We start from the raw sequence: 16,604 nt of genomic DNA on the forward strand, positions 1-16,604 counted from the left end.
CCCGGGATCGGTCACAGGGTCATGAGCGACCCCCGTCCCGGGATCGGCCAGAGCGTCATGAGCGAACCCCGTCCCGGGACCGCCCACGGCGGGGACGCCTTCGATGTGCTCACGATGGGCAGGGTCGGCGTCGACATCTACCCGCTCCAGGTCGGCGTGTCGCTGCGCGAGGTGGAGACCTTCGGCAAGTACCTCGGCGGCAGCGCCACCAACGTCGCGGTCGCCGCCGCGCGGCTCGGCCGCAGGGCCGCGGTGATCACCCGCACCGGGGCCGACCCGTTCGGGGCCTTCATCCACGACGCGCTGCGCTCCTACGACGTGGACGACCGGTACGTCACCGAGGTGCCCGGGCTGCCGACGCCGGTGACCTTCTGCGAGATCCGCCCGCCGGAGGACTTCCCGCTGTACTTCTACCGCTTCCCCAAGGCCCCTGACCTGGAGATCCGCGCCGGCGAGCTCGACCTCGCCGCCGTCAGGGACGCCGGACTGTTCTGGGCGACGGTCACCGGGCTGTCCCAGGAGCCGTCCAGGAGCGCCCACTTCGCCGCCTGGGAGGCGCGCCGCCGGGCGCCGCTCACCGTCCTGGACCTGGACTACCGCCCCATGTTCTGGGAGTCGGCGCGGGCCGCGGGAGAATGGGTGCGCAAGGCGTTGCGGCACGTCACGGTGGCCGTGGGCAACCTGGAGGAGTGCGAGGTCGCCACCGGCGCCCGCGAGCCGCGCGAGGCCGCCAGGGCGCTGCTCGGCATGGGCGTCGAGGTCGCCGTCGTCAAGCAGGGCTCCGGCGGCGTGCTCGGCATGACGGCGGAGCGCACCGTGGAGGTCCCGCCCGTGCCCGTCGAGGTCGTCAACGGGCTCGGCGCCGGCGACGCGTTCGGCGGCGCGCTCTGCGACGGCCTGCTCGCCGGGCGTGACCTGGAACAGACCCTCCGGTACGCCAACGCGGCCGGGGCCATCGTGGCCGGACGCCTCGCCTGCGCCCCGGCCATGCCCACAGTCAAGGAGGTCGAGGCCGTGCTCTCGGGGGAAGCCCATGCGTGACGAGGACCGCAGGAGCCTGGCGGAGTACCGCGCCAGGCATCCGGAGAAGATCGCGCAGGCCGCGGCCGAACGCCGCCGCCGGCCGTTGCTGCGCGACCGCGGCCAGCTGCTCATCATCGCCGCCGACCACGCCGCCCGCGGCGCGCTCAGCGTTCGGGGCCGCCCGATGGCCATTGCCAGCCGCGTCGACCTGCTCGATCGGCTGTGCGCGGCCCTGGCCCGCCCCGGGGTGGACGGCCTGCTCGCCACCCCCGACATCGTCGAGGACCTGCTGCTGCTCGGCGCGCTCCACGACAAGGTCGTCATCGGCTCGATGAACCGCGGCGGCATCCACGGCAGCGCCTTCGAGTTCGACGACCGCTTCACCGCCTACGACACCGACTCGATCGTGCGGATGCGGCTCGACGGCGGCAAGATGCTGTGCCGCGTCGGGCTGCGCTCGCCCGAGACCGCCGCCACGCTCGAATCGTGCGCGCGCGCCGTCACGAGCCTGGCCGGACAGGGCCTGATGGCGATGATCGAGCCGTTCTGGTCCCACCGGGACGAGGGCGTGGTCCACCACGACCTGTCGCCGGAGGGCATGATCCACGCCATCCACGTCGGCCAGGCGCTCGGCGCCACCTCCGCGCACACCTGGCTGAAGATCCCGGTGATCGCCGACATGGAGCGGGTCATGGACGCCACCACCCTTCCCACCCTGCTGCTCGGCGGCGATCCCACCAAGGCGCCCGACGAGGTGTACTCCTCGTGGGGCAAGGCGCTGCGCCTTCCCGGCGTCCGGGGGCTCGTGGTCGGGCGCGCCCTGCTCTACCCTCCCGACGACGACGTGGCGGCGGCCGTCGACACCGCCGCCGGGCTGCTGGAGGTGTCCTGATGTCCTACATCCCCGCCGGCTCGACCGCCGCCGCTCCCTGGGCGCTGCGCGTGACGCCCGAGCTCGCGGGATGGACCTACGCCGGGTTGCGCACGCTCAACCTGTCCGGCGAGACCGTCGAGTTCGCCACCGGCCCGGAGGAGATGCTCGTCCTGCCCCTTTCCGGGTCGTGCACGGTCGAGTGCGACGGAGAGCGCCTTTCGCTCCACGGCCGCCCGTCGGTGTTCGAGGGCGTCTCCGACTTCGCCTACGTGCCCGTGGAGGCGACCGTCCGCGTCACCGGGGAGGGCCGGTTCGCCCTGCCGTCCGCCCGTGCCACCCGGCGGCTCCCGGTGCGGTACGGGCCCGCGGGCAAGGTCCCGGTGGAGGTCCGGGGGGCCGGGCAGGCCAGCCGGCAGGTCAACAACTTCTGCGCGCCGGACGCGTTCGAGTGCGACAAGCTCGTCGCCGTCGAGGTCCTCACCCCCGAGGGCAACTGGTCGTCCTACCCTCCGCACAAACACGACACCCCCGGCGAGGGCGAGGCGGTGCTGGAGGAGATCTACTACTTCGAGGGCGGCCCCGGCTACCAGCGGGTGTACGGCTCGCCGGGCAAGCCCATCGACGTGCTCGCCGAGGTCGGCTGCGGAGACGTCGTGCTCGTCCCGCACGGCTACCACGGCCCGTCGATGGCCGCCCCCGGCTACGACCTGTACTACCTGAACGTCCTGGCCGGCCCGGCCGGCGAGCGGTCCATGGCCTTCTGCGACGACCCCCGCCACGCCTGGATCCGCGCCGGCTGGCAGGGGCAGGCCGTGGACCCCCGCGTCCCCATGACCACGGCCACCGCGAACGGCCCCGGCGGCACGAGCGAGACGGAGACCCCGGCATGACGACGATACGGCTCACCGTCGCCCAGGCGCTGGTGCGGTTCCTCGCCGAGCAGTGGAGCGAGCGCGACGGCGTCGAACAGCGGCTCATCGAGGGCTGCTTCGGCATCTTCGGCCACGGCAACGTCGCCGGCGTCGGGCAGGCCCTCGCCGAACAGGGAGGCGGGCTGCGCGACCCGCTGCCCTACTACCTGGCCAGGAACGAGCAGGCCATGGTGCACACGGCCGTGGGCTTCGCCAAGGCGCGCAACCGCCTGTCGGCCTTCGCCTGCACCTCCTCGATCGGCCCGGGGGCGACCAACATGGTCACCGGCGCCGCGCTGGCCACGATCAACCGCATCCCCGTGCTCCTGCTGCCCGGCGACATCTTCGCCACCCGCGCCGCAGGCGCCGTCCTGCAGGAGCTGGAAGACCCCCGCTCCTACGACGTCAGCGTCAACGACTGCCTGCGGCCCGTGTCGCGCTTCTTCGACCGGATCAACCGGCCCGAGCAGCTCCCCGCCGCCCTCATGGCCGCCATGCGCGTGCTCACCGACCCCGCCGAGACCGGCGCCGTCACCATCGCCCTGCCACAGGACGTCCAGGCCGAGGCCCACGACTGGCCGGTCGAGCTGTTCCGCAGGCGCGTCTGGCACGTCGCCCGGCCCCTGCCCGACTCCGCCGCCGTCGAGCGCGCCGTGGAGGCGATCAAGGCGTCGCGGCGGCCGGTCATCGTCGCGGGCGGCGGCGTCGTCTACAGCGAGGCGTGGGACGAGCTGGCGCGGTTCGCCGAGGAGCACGGCATCCCGGTCGGGGAGACCCAGGCCGGCAAGGGCGTCCTGCCCTATGACCACCCGCGCGCGCTCGGCGCCATCGGGCACACCGGCACGGCCGCCGCCAACGCCATCGCCCGCGACGCCGACCTGGTCATCGGCGTCGGCACCCGGTACACCGACTTCACCACGGCCTCGCGCACGCTGTTCGGGGACGTGCCCTTCGTCAACCTCAACGTCACCGCCTTCGACGCCGCCAAGCACTCCGCCGTCATGCTCGTCGGCGACGCCCGCGAAGGGCTGGCCGTCCTGGACCTCGCCGGCTGGAAGGCCGACCCGTCATGGACGTCCCGGGCCGCCGAGCTGGGGCGCGAATGGCAGGACGAGGTCACGAAGCTGTACGCGGGCGACGAGCTCACCCAGCCGGTCATGCTCGGCGTCGTCAACCAGGTCGCCGGCGCCGACGGGGTGGTCGTCAACGCCGCCGGCTCCATGCCCGGCGACCTGCACAAACTGTGGCGGGCCCGCGACCCGAAGGCCTACCACGTCGAGTACGGCTACTCCTGCATGGGCTACGAGATCGCCGGCGGCCTCGGCGTCAAGCTCGCCGCGCCGGAGCGCGAGGTGTTCGTCCTGGTCGGCGACGGGTCGTACCTCATGATGGCCCAGGAGATCGCCACGGCCGTGCAGGAGGGCGTCAAGCTCGTCATCGTGATCGTGGACAACCACGGCTTCGCCTCCATCGGCGGCCTGTCGGAGTCGGTGGGCGCGCGGCGACTGGGCACGGCCTACCGGGCGCGGTCGGCGGACGGCCGGCTGGAGGGCGACTTCCTGCCCGTCGACCTGGCGGCCAACGCGGCCAGCCTCGGCGCGGACGTCCTTCGCGCCTCCGACCCCGAGTCGCTGCGCGTCGCCCTCACAAAGGCCCGCGAGGCGACCGGCACTACCGTCGTCCACGTCGAGACCGTCCCCGGCCCCTCCCCGCAGACCACCGCCTGGTGGGACGTCCCCATCGCCGAGATCTCCACCACCCCCGAACTCCACAAACGCTACGAACACCAAAAACGCACCCAACGCCCCTACCTGTAACCCTCCGTCACCCTCCGAGCCCGGCGACCAGGTGGGGGAAGGCGCCGAGAGTCGGGTGATCAGGCTTCGGTGGGTTGGGGTGCCGGATGGGGGGCTTTGGGGTGGAAGCCTCGGGCGAGGGCGATGATGGCGGTGGCGAGGACCAGGGGGGCGGCGAAGGCGATCTGGTAGTCGGCGGCCTCGGCGATGCCGCCGACGAGGGCGGCTCCCACGATGAAACCGACGTAGTTGAACATGTTGACCCGGGCGATGGCGACGCCCGTGCCCGCCGGGTCGAGCCGTCCGGCGGCCGAGAAGGACTGCGGGGCCACCACCGACAGGCCGACCCCGGCGAGGCCGAAAGCCACGATGGCCAGCGGCTGGTCGGGCGCGGCGACGATCCCGGCGAAGCCGAGCGCGGCGAGCGCGCCGCCGATGCGGACGATCGCCGCGGGCCCGTACCGTCGCACGGCGAAGTCGCCGCCGACGCGCACGACGAAGGTGGCCGCCTGGTAGGCCCCGAGCGCCAGCGGCACGACGGCCGCCGTCGCATGCATGATCTTCTCCATGTAGACGGAGCCGAAGTTCGAGATCGACGCGTCGCCCACGTACAGGAAGGCCATCGCCAGGCACAACGGCAGGATCGGCCCCCACGGCACCCGCACCCCGCCCGCGGCCCGCGCGCGCCCGTTCCCCGCCACGGCGGCGGGGACGACGTCCGTGACCGGTACGGCGGGGACGGCGTTCTTGACCGGTACGGCGGCGGGGAAGGCGTCAGCGCCCGCCACGGTGACCGGCGTGGCATCGACCGCCGGACCGGTGTCGCCTGCCGCTGTGGCGACGTGTTCCTCTTCGGCCGTGAACAGGGTGCGGCCGGCGATCAGGGCGATGGCGACGCCGACGACCATGGCGACGGTGAAGATGGCCGGCAGGGTCAGCCGCATGGCGCCTCCCACCGACGCCCACCCGGCCCCGACGACCGCCGCCGCGCTCCACAGGGCGTGGAAACCGGTGAGGATGGGACGGCCGTACCTGCGCTCGGCCGTGACGGCCTGCATGTTCATGCCGGCGTCGACGGCGCCGAGACACAGGCCGAACAGCACGTTGGCCGCGACGAGCTGCGGCACGTCGGCCGCCAGGCCGGCGCACACCACGGCGAGTCCCGCCGCCGGCTGGGCGGCGCGCAGCACCCGGCGGCTGCCGTACCGCTTGGCGATCTCGCCGGCGAGCACGCTGCCGACGCCCGCGATCACGGGGACCACCAGCAGGAGGATCGACAGTTCGCCGTCGCTCAGGTGGTGTTTCTGCTGTAGCTGGGCCACCTGGGTGAGCAGAGTGGCGAAGGTCAGACCCTGGACGAAGAAGACCGCGAAGGTGGAAAGGCGCGCACGCCGGTCACGGGGGGTGGGCACTGCGGCTCCGGAAGAACATGAGGAGGGTTCAAGATTGGCCAAGGCTACGGTCGCGTCCCCCGCCGGTCAATGGTCTGTTGACGCCACTCCAGAGGTCAGGGCCACACCCGGTCGGTCACGGGGGTGTCGGGGGACGGCGAGATGCGCACCGCTCGCGTCTCCTGCACCGAGAACTCGTCCACCACGTGCCGGTTGTGGACCAGGAAGCCGACGAGCCCGGCGACGGCCTGCACACCCTGGTCGGCGCGGGCGTGGCCGGTCAGCAGGTAGATGTAGGGAGCGGAGAGCTTGTCCAGCAGGAAACGGCTGCCGTGCCGGTGGACGTCCTTCAGGGCCTTGATGGGGATGGGGCGGCGGGAGGTGAACCACACGGCGACGTCCCACATGGGGACCTCAGGCTCCTGCGTGGCCGCGTCCTCGTAGCAGGCGACGCAGCCCCGGCGGGCGTCCTGCCCGTGGGGGCACGCCCAGAAGGCGGCATCGTCCCGGTTGTTCACGGTTTTCGGCTCCTTCGTGGACGGGTCGGCGGTCATCACGGGCGGCCGCCAATGGAGCAAGGCGGCCTGAACAGGGCCGAGGTACGATTCTGACTGATCTCACGGCTCAATGTGCTTTTCCCCGGCCGTGTTCCTCCAGGTGACCTGTGGTGAGGGGTAGGTCCGGGGTCGGCTCGGGAGTTAGTGTCGAGGCGTGGAAGCCGAGCGCGGAGCGCACTACGACCGTTGGAACGGCCGCTGGCAGCAGCAGGGGGCTCCCGTGCTGCGGCAACTGCTGGCGGGTTTCATCGCCGCCGGCCGGTCCAACGCCGGCGGGCCCGCGCCCCAGGAACTCAGGGCGTCCGACGACGACCGCGAACGCGTGGTCACCGTGCTGCGCGACGCCGTCGCCGACGGCAGGCTCACCCACGACGAGCACGAGGAGCGCGTCGAGGCGGTGTTCGCCGCCCGCACGCTCGGCGAGCTGGCCGTCCTCACCGCCGACCTGCTGCCCGAGCACCTGCAGCCGCTGCGCGCCGACGGGCGTCCGGTGATGGCGCTGTTCCGCTCGGAACAGCGCGAGGGGCGCTGGGTGGTCCCCTCGCACTACTCGGTCACGGCCGTCGGCAGCGGCGTCACGCTGGACCTGCGCGAGGCGCTGCTGCAGAGCAGCCACATCACCGTGCAGGCCACCGTCGTCGGCGCCACGCTCACGCTGATCGTCCCCGAGGGCGTGCGGGTGGTCATCCCGGCCTCGGCGGTCGTCGGCGGGAAGCGGAACCAGGTGCCCGAGACGACCGCGCTGGACGCACCCGTCATCGAGGTCACCGGCGTGATCATGATGGGCAACGTCGTGGCCAAGTCGCCCAGGCCGCCGAGACGCGGCTGGGCGCGCCGCCGCAGGCCGTAGCGGCGCCGCAGGCCGTAGCGCGGCGGACGGCGGGCGGCCGGTGATCAGGTGGCGGTGTCGAAGTTGATCGCGCTGTAGGCCCGGAGCTTCCAGAGCTGGTGCTCGCTCTCGACCTTGCGCACCGTGCCCGACCTGCCGCGCATGACCAGCGAGTGGGTGACGGCGACCCCGCCGCGATAGCGGACCCCGCCCATCAGCTCGCCGTCGGTGATGCCCGAGGCGGCGAAGAACACATCGTCGGAGGTCACCAGGTCGTCGGTGGTGAGCACGCGGTTCAGGTCGTGCCCGGCCTCCAGCGCCCGGCGGCGCTCGTCGTCGTCCCGCGGCCACAGCTTGCCCTGGATCACCCCGCCCAGGCACTTCAGGGCGCAGGCCGCGATGATGCCCTCGGGGGTGCCGCCGACGCCGAGCATCAGGTCGACGCCGGTGTCCCGGCGGGCCGCCATGATCGCGCCGGCCACGTCGCCGTCGGTGATGAACTTGATGCGCGCCCCGGTGTCGCGGACCTCCTTGGCCAGCCGCTCGTGCCGGGGCCGGTCGAGGAGGACCACCGTGACGTCCGACCGCGAGCAGCCCTTGGCCCGGGCGACGGCGGCGACGTTCGCGGCCACGGGCGCGTCGATGTCCACCGCGTCGGCGGCCTCCGGGCCGGTCACCAGCTTGTCCATGTAGAACACCGCCGACGGGTCGTACATCGACCCGCGCGGGCTCACCGCGATCACCGAGATCGCGTTCGGCATTCCTAGTGCGGTCAGCCGCGTGCCGTCGATCGGGTCGACCGCCACGTCGCACTCGGCGCCGCTGCCGTCGCCCACCCTCTCGCCGTTGTAGAGCATCGGCGCGTTGTCCTTCTCGCCTTCGCCGATGACCACGGTGCCGTCCATGGAGACGGTGTTGATGAGCTGACGCATCGCGTTGACCGCCGCGCCGTCGGCGCCGTTCTTGTCCCCTCGGCCGACCCAGCGGGCCCCGGCCATCGCGGCGGCCTCGGTCACGCGGACCAGCTCAAGGGCCAGGTTGCGATCGGGCGCGCGCTCCTCGGTGGCCAGCGCGGCGGGTACGGACGTCTCTTCCGACATGGTGCGAGCCCCTCTGAGTTGGATGATGGCGATCGGGACGCCCTGTAGTGGACCTACCAGGTTCCCCGCCGTCTAATCCAGGCGTCGTGATGCGGACGCCGTCACGATCGTAGTTGTCCCCCTTCGGCGGCCGACGGAGGGATACTGTCACCGCATGAGCAGCGACACGGAACGACCGGTGACTGTGCGCACCTCCGAACGCGGCGCCGCCACGCGAGGCGCGCTCCTGGACGCCGCCAGAGAGATCTTCGTCACACGGGGCTTCGCCGACGCGGGGGTCACCGATGTCGTCTCCCGCGCGGGGGCCAGTGTCGGCAGCCTCTATCACCACTTCTCCGGCAAGGCCGATCTCTACCTGACCCTGTTCGAGGAGTTCCAGGGCCGTCAGACGCAGCGCACCAAGCAGGCCGTCCAGGCCGCCCGCGGCGACGGCGAGACCGACCCGATGCGGCTGTTCATCTCCGGCGCCCGCGCCTATCTGGAGGGCTGCTTCGACGAGCGCGAGCTGGCCGCGCTGTTCCTGCGCGGGGACGGGCCGCCCGGCTTCGAGGTGATCATGCGCGACCGCATGCGCCAATGGGCGCGCCGCAACGCCGCCCTCTTCGAGGAGGACAAGGGCCCCCTGGTCATCGTGGTGACCGGCGCCCTGGCCGCCGCGGTGTCGGAGGTCGTGCTCTCGCAGGACGTCGCCGCGGCGCGGAAGTTCTCCGAGGAGGTCCTGGCGATCATCGGGCAGATCCCGCGCCCGTAGCCCGCGCCGCGCGGGCTGAGTCGGGGGGCGCCCGCCGCGGCCGGTATTCTCCCTGGCTGTGCGCCGATTCACCCAAGGGTTCTACGGGTACGCGTTCGCCGTGCTCTTCTGCCTGGCGATCGTGGGCATCTTCCTGCTCATAGCGCCCCAGAGCCGCGAAGAGCACATCCCGCGGGTGGACTACACGATCACCGTCGCCAACCTCCGCCGCGTCGCCCCGTACGAGGTGCGGGTGCCCGACCCGGTGCCGGCCGGCTGGGTGCCCAACAGCTCCGAGGTCGACCAGAAGGGGCACGTCACCTGGCGGCTGGGGTTCGCCACCGCCAAGCGCTCGCACGCCCTGCTCGCCCAGAGCGACGAGCCCGGCGAGGCGTTCGCGAGCCGGCTGGCCAACACCGACAAGAGCACGGGAAGCCGGCAGATCGGCGGCCAGACCTGGCAGGAGCGCTACCGCCCGGACAAGAAGCAGCGCTCGCTCGTGCTCGTCCAGCCGGGCGTGACCGTCGTGGTCACCGGTCTGGCCGACTGGGACGAGCTGACACAGCTCGCGGGCTCCCTCAAGGCGCAACCCAAGATCACCGCCACCCCCACGGCGAGCTGAGCCCTCCCTCGAAAGGGGGCCGAACCTCGCCTCGGAAGGCGAGCTGATTCCTGCGCCGGAAGGGAAGCCGGACCCTGCCTCGGAAGGCGAGCTGATCCCTGCGGCGGAAGGGAAGCCGGACCCCGCCTCGGGAGGCGAGCCGAGCCCTGCCTCAGAAGGGGAGCCGAGCCCTCGCCTCAGAAGGGGGTGTTCTCCGCCTCCGCCTCCGCCTGGGACTCGGGGGCCTCGCGACGGGCCATGGCCGCGGCCAGCCTGACCCGCGCGCCCTGCAGCCACTCCTCGCAGATGGCGGCGAGCTTCTCGCCCCGTTCCCACAGCTCGATCGACTGCTCCAGGGTGAGGCCGCCGGCCTCCAGGCGCCGCACGACCTCGGTCAGCTCCTCGCGGGCCTGCTCGTACGACGGCGTCCCGTCTTTCTCCTCAGCCACGGGTCCCACCCTATGGGCATCCGGACCCGCCGGCCGGTCAGGTGGCGGGCTTGTCCACGGTGACCTCGACCCGGCCGTCGGAGAAGCGCAGGCTCAGCCCGTCTCCGGACGTCAGGCCCGCCGCCTGCCGTACGACGTCGCCGGAGGGCAGTTGCACGATGGCGTAGCCCCGTTCGAGCGTCGCGGCGGGCGACAGCGCGACGAGGCGGGCCCGCAGGTGCTCCAGGGAGTCCTCGGCCCGGTCGAGGGAGGAGGTGAGGCAGCGGCGCGCCCGGTCGCGAAGGCCCTCCACCTGCTCCGCCCGGCGCTCGACCTCGCGGACCGGGTCGGCCAGCGAGGGACGGGACCGCAGTGCCGCCACCCAGGACAGCTCGCGGTCGAGCCGGCCGCCCACCACGCGCCGCCCCCGGTCGCGAAGCTGGCGCACCAGGGTGAGCTGCTCGCCGACGTCCGGGACGACCTTCTTGGCGGCGTCGGTCGGCGTCGAGGCGCGCACGTCGGCGACCAGGTCCACCAGGGGATTGTCCTGCTCGTGGCCGATGGCGCTCACCACCGGCGTGCGGCAGGCGGAGACGGCGCGCACCAGAGACTCGTCGGAGAACGGCAGCAGGTCCTCCAGGGAGCCGCCGCCCCGCGCGATGATGATCACGTCGATCTCGCGGTCGAGGTCGAACCTGCGCAGCGCCTCGGTGACCTCGCCCACGGCGTACGGCCCCTGGACGGCGACGGCCTCGACCTTGAACCGCACGGCGGGCCAGCGGCGGCGGGCGTTCTCCAGCACGTCGCGCTCGGCCGCCGAGTCGCGCCCGCAGATCAGGCCGATGGTGCCGGGCAGGAAGGGCAGGCGGCGCTTGCGTTCGGCGTTGGCCAGGCCCTCGGCGACGATGACCTGCCGCAGCCGCTCGAGCCGGGCCAGCAGCTCGCCGATGCCCACGGGACGGATCTCCAGGGCGGTGAACGCGAAGGAGCCCCGGTTGACCCAGAAGTCCGGTTTGACGAGCACAACGACCCGCGCGCCGTCCACCGGCCGGGGGACGGTCGCCTCGTAGACGTTGCGCGGGCAGGTCACGCGCGCCGACACGTTGGCCACCGGATCGCGCAAGGTCAGGAACACCGTGCCGCCACGCGACGACAGCTCGGTGATCTGCCCCTCGGCCCACACGGTGCCGAGCTTGCCGATCCACTGGGCCACCATCTGCAGCACCGACCGGATCGGCAGTGGCTGCTCGGGTGAGGTCTTGGCCGTCATGCGGGCAGCCTACAAACCGTCCTCGGCTATTCGGCCGCTTCGAGCTTCGCCAGGCGCTTGGCGTACATCTGCACGATGTCGTCCCGCGCGGCGGTCTGCCGCTCGTACTCGATCAGCGACCGGATCTGGTCGGCGGACTTGCCGCGGAGCCGGGCGCGCAGCGAGGCCATGGTCATCTCGGAGTAGCCGGGCATCGGCTCGGCGAGCGTCGGCGTGTCGCCGGCCGGGGAAGGCGCCGTAGAGGTGACGTCGGCGGCGGTGGTGGTCACCGCGTCGGCGAGCTTGCCTTCCGCGGTCTTGGTCCTGCGCGCCCGCGGCTTGGGCGCCCGCGGCTTGGGCGCCCGCGGCTTGGGCGCGGCGGCCTCGCCGGTGGCCGTGCTCTCGGTGCTCTCGGTGCTCTCGGCGCTCTGTGCGGCCTTGGCGGCCTTGGTAGTCCTGGTGGCCCTGGGCTTGGGCTCGGCGGGGGAGGTCCCGGCCTTCGCGGCGGACGCGGCCGTGCGGGGCTTGGCGGCGGCCCGGGACGCGCGCTTCGCGGGCGCGGCGGGCGCCTCGGCCGCGGGCTCGGCCGTGACACCGGCGGGCGCGGCGGGCGCCGCGGGCTCGGGCACGACGGCGGGCTCGGCGGTGGCGGCGGCGGGTTCCGGAGCAGCGGCCGGCTCAGGGGCGACGGCGGGCTCGGCGGTGGCGGCGGCGGGTTCCGCGGGCGTGGCAGCGGGCTCGGTGACAGCGGACTCCGCGGTGGCGGGCTCCGTGGCGGGCTCCGTGGCGGGCTCCGTGGCGGGCTCGGCGGCGGCCGGTTCCGCGGCGGCCGGGGCAGGAGTCCCGGCGGCGGGCTTCGCGACGGGAGCCGGGGGCGCGGCCTCGGCGGGAGCCACGGACGCGGCCGTGGCCGGGGCCGTGGTGGCGGCGCCGTCCGAGGGCTTGGCGGCCGCGCCGTTCTGGTGGTCGGCGGACACCCTGGGCCGGGGGGCGAAGATGACCGGCTCGCGCCTGGCGGGCTTCTCCTCCCGCTCCTCGCGCTCGTCCATGACGACCTGCGGGGAGGTCACGCCGGAGGCCCGCTCGTCGGCGGCGGCCTTGTCGTCGTCGCTGATGAGCCGCTTGATGCCGGTGCGGACGCGGTCGCCCAGCATCAGGGCCTGCCCGACTCCGCTGAGCGCGGTCTGCAGCACGTTGAGCGGCAGGTCCTTGGCCTTCTCCTTGAGTTCCCGGGGGTCTGTGACGGTTTGCCGGACGTTTTTGGCTATGGTGCGGACGATGTCGGTCAGTGACATGCCGGCTCCCTCAGAGGGTCTGATATTGGACGACCAGTCTGATCGGACTGGACCGCATGAGGTCAAGGGGCGGACGGACAGGGCCGTCGCACACGCACCCAAGCATAGGAAAGCAGATATACCGTGCGTGCCGCCGGAACCCGGGCCCACGGCCACCCAGGACGGCGAGAGCACATACCATGAGCACATGATTTCGGAGACCTCTGCGAGCCGACGTGTCCTGGTGGCCAAGCCACGCGGTTACTGCGCGGGGGTCGACCGCGCCGTGCAGGCCGTCGAGAAGGCTCTGGAACGCTACGGCGCCCCCATCTACGTCCGTAAGCAGATCGTGCACAACACCCACGTCGTCAAGACGCTCGAAGAGCGCGGCGCGGTCTTCGTGGAGGAGACCGAGGAGGTCCCCGAGGGCGCCATCGTCGTCTTCTCCGCCCACGGCGTGGCCCCGGCCGTCCACGAGGAGGCCGCCCGGCGGTCGCTGAAGACGATCGACGCCACCTGCCCGCTGGTCACCAAGGTCCACAACGAGGCCAAGCGCTTCGCCGCCAAGGACTACGACATCCTGCTCATCGGCCACGAGGGCCACGAGGAGGTCGAGGGCACCGCGGGTGAGGCCCCCGAGCACATCCAGCTCGTCGACGGCCTCGACGGGGTCGGCCGGGTCCAGGTGCGCGACCCCGAGCGGCTCGTCTGGCTGTCCCAGACCACGCTGTCGGTCGACGAGACCAACGAGACGGTGACCCGTCTGCGCGAGCGCTTCCCGAACCTCATCGACCCGCCGAGCGACGACATCTGTTACGCCACGCAGAACCGCCAGGTCGCTGTCAAGGAGATCGCGCGCGAGGCGCAGCTCGTCATCGTCGTCGGCTCCACCAACTCCTCCAACTCCAAGCGCCTGGTCGAGGTCGCCAAGGACGCCGGAGCCGACGCCTCCTACCTGGTGGACAACGCCTCCTTCATCCAGGACGCCTGGCTGGAGGGCGTCACCACGGTCGGCGTCACCAGCGGCGCCTCGGTGCCCGAAGAGCTGGTCGAGGGCGTGCTGGCCCGGCTGGCCGAGCGCGGCTTCGGCGACGTCGAGGAGGTCGAGTCGGTCCCCGAGAACGTCCGCTTCGCCCTGCCCCACGAGCTGCGCCGCGACCTGCGTCCCGCCGCCTCCCGCTGACGGCCCTTTCCACCTCCCGCAGGCGGGTCAGCGGGTGCCGAGGACGGCGCCCAGCGCGTCGGGCACCAGCGAGGTGTCGATGACCAGGTCGGCGCGGTCGCGCACGCGGTCGGCGGCGAAGTAGGCCCGTTCCTGGCGGGCCCAGCGCTCCCAGTGCGGGCGGTAGGCCTCGCCGTCGCGGCTCAGCGCCCGCGTGCGGCGCACCTCGGGCGGGGCCTCCACCCAGATCAGCCGCGAGAGGTACGGCGCGGCGGCCACGGACCCCGCGCCGGCGCCCTCGACCACCAGCGGCGACGGCGAGGGCACCTCGTGCCACTCGGCGTACGCGCCCCGCGTCCAGTCGTAGCGCCGCCAACGGGCGGGACGGCCCTCGGCGCGCGGGCGCAGGATCCACCGGACGAGCCGATCGGCGCCGCCGAGCAGCCCGTCCCAGCCCGGGTACAGGTCGTCCATGTGGACGAGGGTGGCGCCCAGCTCGCCGGCGAGCGCGCCGCCCAGCGTCGTCTTGCCCGACCCCGACGGCCCGTCCACGGCGATGACCCCGGCCGGGCGCCCGCGCACGGTCAGGCCTCGGGCTCTCGTGGCGTGCCGTACACGCGGGGCTCGAAATAGCCCTCGGGCTCGGGGACGTAGCCCTGCTCGGCGCCCGGCCTCGCCCGGCGGGGAGCTCCGGCCGCGGAGGTGGAGCGGCCGGCCCGCAGCTCGGCGCGCAGCTCGCTGACGTTGTCGGGCAGCCCACGGAACCAGGCGACGGCCAGCACGAGCGCGGAGCCGCCGAACAGCCACGGCGCGGCGGCCGACAGCCCGGTGAACAGGCCGAGACCGAGCGCCTGGAGCAGCGACGGCGCGCCGAACCCGCCGAACAGGGCGCTCACCAGGGTGGCGGCGAAGAACACCAGCGGCGGGGCGACCACCAGCGCGAGCAGGTCACGCGGCTGGACGAGCAGGACGGCGGCCAGGCACGCGGCGCAGAAGACCAGCCCGATGACCAGCATCGACCCGGTCGGCCGGGAGGCGAGCGTCGCGACGAAAATGAGCGCCACGGCACCGCGGGCGGTCAGCCTGACCCCTGGTCGCGCTCGCTCCTGTGCCACCACCGCCGCCCCCTCCGGGCCCGGGCCCCACGGCCGCTCCGGCCAGCCTCATGACAAGTCTCGCGTCAACTTACCGTTCAGGCGAGGGGCCGGGAACGTGCTTGCCGTCTCTTCACCAGCGGCTGGCGGCGTCTCTGCCTCCCGTCCCTGCCCGCCGTCCCTCCGCGTCATTCCCTCACCCGCCGGCCCGCCGTCGCCGGGCATTCCGGTCTCGTCTTCCGGTTCTCCGTCGGGGGACGCGTCCGCTTCGCCGGGGAAGGGCTCCTCGCCGATGAGCTCGGGCATGGAGGGGGTGCGGGGGAGGTCCTCCACCAGGTCGGGCTGGGGGAGGGGGGCGTCGACCACGCCCAGGTCGTTCAGCCTGCGCGCCGTGACGAGCACGCGGCCCTCCAGCGAGCCGACGGTCTTGTTGTAGGCCACGACGGCCCGGCCGAGCGCCTTGCCCACCGCGTCGACGTTGCGGCCGAGCGCCCCGAGCCGCTCGTACAGCTCCTTGCCCAGGTCGAACACCGCGCGGGCGTTCTCGCTCAGCGCCTGTTGCTGCCAGGCGTACTGGGCGGTGCGCAGCATGGTGATCAGCGTCGTCGGGGTGGCGATGTGCACGCGCCTGCGCATGGCGTACTCCAGCAGCCCCGGGTCGCGCTCGAGCGCAGGGGCCAGGAACGCCTCGCCGGGGATGAACAGCACCACGAACTCGGGGGCCGGGCTGAACGCCTGCCAGTACGTCTTGGCGGCCAGCCGGTCGACGTGGTCGCGCAGATGGCGGGCGTGCGCGTCCAGCCTGACCTCCTGCGCCCCCGCCTCGGCGGCCTCCGCGGCCTCCAGATAGGCGGCCAGGGACACCTTGGAGTCGACGACGATGTTCTTGCCGCCCGCCAGGCGGACCACCATGTCCGGCCGCACGACGCCGTCGGCGGTCACGGCGGACGCCTGCTCGTCGAAGTCGCAGAACCGCGCCATGCCCGCGATCTCGGCGACCCGCCGCAGTTGCAGTTCGCCCCAGCGCCCACGCGCCTCAGGGCGGCGCAGGGCGCGCACCAGGGCGCCGGTCTGCGCCTTGAGCTGCTCGGAGCTGTGCCGTACGAACTCCATCTGCTTGCCCAGCTCGGCCTGCGCCACCCGCTGCCCCGTCTCGCTCTCGCGGAGCTGCTCCTGCACCTTGGCCAGGGTCTCGCGCAGTGGGGCGACCAGATTCTCGACGGCCTGCCTGCGCTGCTCCAGGTCGCCCGCGGCGTCGGCCCTGGAGGCGGCGAACCGGCTCTCGGCCAGCTCCAGGAAGCGCAGGTTGTTGACGTCCAGCGCCCGGTTGGACAGCGACTGGAAGCGCTGGGTCATCTGCTCCTCGACGTAGGCGACCTTCTCGTCGGCGGCCTGCGCGCGGGCCTCGGCCAGCGCGAGCCGGCTCTCGGCGCCGGCCAGCCGGGCGGCCGCCCGCGACCGGGCGAGGGCGAAGCCGATGACCAGCCCGGCGGCCAGCCCCACCGCCAGCTGGAAGGCGAGTGCCATCACGTCCATCTTCCGCATGATTCCAGGCCCATCGCCCCCACGGGTGTCAGGAACGGCG

17 protein-coding genes are annotated in these 16,604 nt (G+C 73.1%); 8 read left to right on the forward strand and 9 right to left on the reverse strand.

The features are described 5' to 3' along the window. Positions 1 to 57 precede the first annotated feature (57 nt). Genes iolC through iolD form a run of 4 tightly spaced genes read left to right on the forward strand, consistent with a single transcriptional unit; the run spans position 58 to position 4,625 of the window. Positions 58 to 1,041, forward strand: coding sequence for a 5-dehydro-2-deoxygluconokinase (gene iolC, locus ABZT47_RS13280; protein WP_354840632.1), 984 nt, complete (start codon positions 58 to 60; stop codon positions 1,039 to 1,041). Further along, entirely contained in the window at positions 1,034 to 1,915 is an 882-nt protein-coding gene (locus ABZT47_RS13285) for a deoxyribose-phosphate aldolase (protein WP_354840148.1), read from the forward strand. Before iolC ends, ABZT47_RS13285 begins: the two co-directional genes overlap by 8 nt. Beyond that, positions 1,915 to 2,787, forward strand: coding sequence for a 5-deoxy-glucuronate isomerase (gene iolB, locus ABZT47_RS13290; protein WP_354840150.1), 873 nt, complete (start codon positions 1,915 to 1,917; stop codon positions 2,785 to 2,787). Before ABZT47_RS13285 ends, iolB begins: the two co-directional genes overlap by 1 nt. Continuing rightward, entirely contained in the window at positions 2,784 to 4,625 is a 1,842-nt protein-coding gene (iolD, locus tag ABZT47_RS13295) for a 3D-(3,5/4)-trihydroxycyclohexane-1,2-dione acylhydrolase (decyclizing) (protein WP_354840153.1), read from the forward strand. Before iolB ends, iolD begins: the two co-directional genes overlap by 4 nt. 59 nt (positions 4,626 to 4,684) lie before the next feature. Here the strand turns inward: iolD and ABZT47_RS13300 are convergent, their stop codons facing one another. Together ABZT47_RS13300 and ABZT47_RS13305 are read right to left on the reverse strand one after the other, a co-directional pair. Beyond that, complete coding sequence (locus tag ABZT47_RS13300) at positions 4,685 to 6,016, reverse strand: MFS transporter (RefSeq protein ID WP_354840156.1); 1,332 nt, start codon at positions 6,014 to 6,016, stop codon at positions 4,685 to 4,687. A gap of 95 nt (positions 6,017 to 6,111) precedes the next feature. After that, positions 6,112 to 6,513, reverse strand: coding sequence for a hypothetical protein (locus tag ABZT47_RS13305; protein ID WP_354840159.1), 402 nt, complete (start codon positions 6,511 to 6,513; stop codon positions 6,112 to 6,114). 193 nt (positions 6,514 to 6,706) lie between these two features. Between ABZT47_RS13305 and ABZT47_RS13310 the strand changes: the two genes are divergently transcribed. After that, positions 6,707 to 7,402, forward strand: coding sequence for a DUF1707 domain-containing protein (locus ABZT47_RS13310; RefSeq protein ID WP_354840162.1), 696 nt, complete (start codon positions 6,707 to 6,709; stop codon positions 7,400 to 7,402). 44 nt (positions 7,403 to 7,446) lie between these two features. Here ABZT47_RS13310 and glpX read toward each other — a convergent pair whose 3' ends face one another. Beyond that, positions 7,447 to 8,481, reverse strand: a complete 1,035-nt coding sequence (gene glpX, locus ABZT47_RS13315) for a class II fructose-bisphosphatase (RefSeq protein WP_354840165.1) — start codon at positions 8,479 to 8,481, stop codon at positions 7,447 to 7,449. A gap of 154 nt (positions 8,482 to 8,635) precedes the next feature. Here glpX and ABZT47_RS13320 point away from each other — a divergent pair, with 154 nt between their 5' ends. Both ABZT47_RS13320 and ABZT47_RS13325 read left to right on the forward strand, forming a co-directional pair. Beyond that, complete coding sequence (locus tag ABZT47_RS13320; protein WP_354840167.1) at positions 8,636 to 9,232, forward strand: TetR/AcrR family transcriptional regulator; 597 nt, start codon at positions 8,636 to 8,638, stop codon at positions 9,230 to 9,232. Positions 9,233 to 9,290: 58 nt separating this feature from the next. Continuing rightward, positions 9,291 to 9,833, forward strand: coding sequence for a DUF4245 domain-containing protein (locus ABZT47_RS13325; protein WP_354840170.1), 543 nt, complete (start codon positions 9,291 to 9,293; stop codon positions 9,831 to 9,833). 176 nt (positions 9,834 to 10,009) lie between these two features. Here ABZT47_RS13325 and ABZT47_RS13330 read toward each other — a convergent pair whose 3' ends face one another. The 3 genes from ABZT47_RS13330 to ABZT47_RS13340 are packed head-to-tail and all read right to left on the reverse strand — an operon-like array spanning position 10,010 to position 12,784. Further along, on the reverse strand, positions 10,010 to 10,261 hold the full coding sequence (locus ABZT47_RS13330; RefSeq protein ID WP_354840173.1) for an exodeoxyribonuclease VII small subunit: 252 nt from the start codon (positions 10,259 to 10,261) through the stop codon (positions 10,010 to 10,012). A gap of 37 nt (positions 10,262 to 10,298) precedes the next feature. Beyond that, positions 10,299 to 11,510 carry an exodeoxyribonuclease VII large subunit gene (gene xseA, locus ABZT47_RS13335; protein WP_354840176.1) on the reverse strand — a complete coding sequence of 404 codons (1,212 nt, stop codon included), beginning with the start codon at positions 11,508 to 11,510 and terminating at the stop codon, positions 10,299 to 10,301. Positions 11,511 to 11,536: 26 nt separating this feature from the next. Next, positions 11,537 to 12,784, reverse strand: coding sequence for a hypothetical protein (locus tag ABZT47_RS13340; protein ID WP_354840178.1), 1,248 nt, complete (start codon positions 12,782 to 12,784; stop codon positions 11,537 to 11,539). Between the two features lie 187 nt (positions 12,785 to 12,971). Here ABZT47_RS13340 and ABZT47_RS13345 point away from each other — a divergent pair, with 187 nt between their 5' ends. Beyond that, positions 12,972 to 13,946, forward strand: coding sequence for a 4-hydroxy-3-methylbut-2-enyl diphosphate reductase (locus tag ABZT47_RS13345; RefSeq protein WP_354840181.1), 975 nt, complete (start codon positions 12,972 to 12,974; stop codon positions 13,944 to 13,946). Between the two features lie 27 nt (positions 13,947 to 13,973). Here the strand turns inward: ABZT47_RS13345 and ABZT47_RS13350 are convergent, their stop codons facing one another. From ABZT47_RS13350 to rmuC, 3 genes are read right to left on the reverse strand one after another with little or no spacing between them, the layout of a single operon-like run. Then, complete coding sequence (locus ABZT47_RS13350; protein WP_354840183.1) at positions 13,974 to 14,507, reverse strand: hypothetical protein; 534 nt, start codon at positions 14,505 to 14,507, stop codon at positions 13,974 to 13,976. 2 nt (positions 14,508 to 14,509) lie between these two features. Further along, positions 14,510 to 15,043: a DUF6542 domain-containing protein gene (locus tag ABZT47_RS13355; protein ID WP_354840186.1), complete on the reverse strand. Its 534-nt coding sequence runs from the start codon at positions 15,041 to 15,043 to the stop codon at positions 14,510 to 14,512. A gap of 45 nt (positions 15,044 to 15,088) precedes the next feature. Then, complete coding sequence (gene rmuC / locus ABZT47_RS13360; RefSeq protein WP_354840189.1) at positions 15,089 to 16,555, reverse strand: DNA recombination protein RmuC; 1,467 nt, start codon at positions 16,553 to 16,555, stop codon at positions 15,089 to 15,091. Positions 16,556 to 16,604 lie beyond the last annotated feature (49 nt).

Source organism: Sphaerisporangium sp. NPDC005289, from assembly GCF_040607455.1.
Taxonomy (GTDB): Bacteria; Actinomycetota; Actinomycetes; order Streptosporangiales; family Streptosporangiaceae; genus Sphaerisporangium; species Sphaerisporangium rhizosphaerae.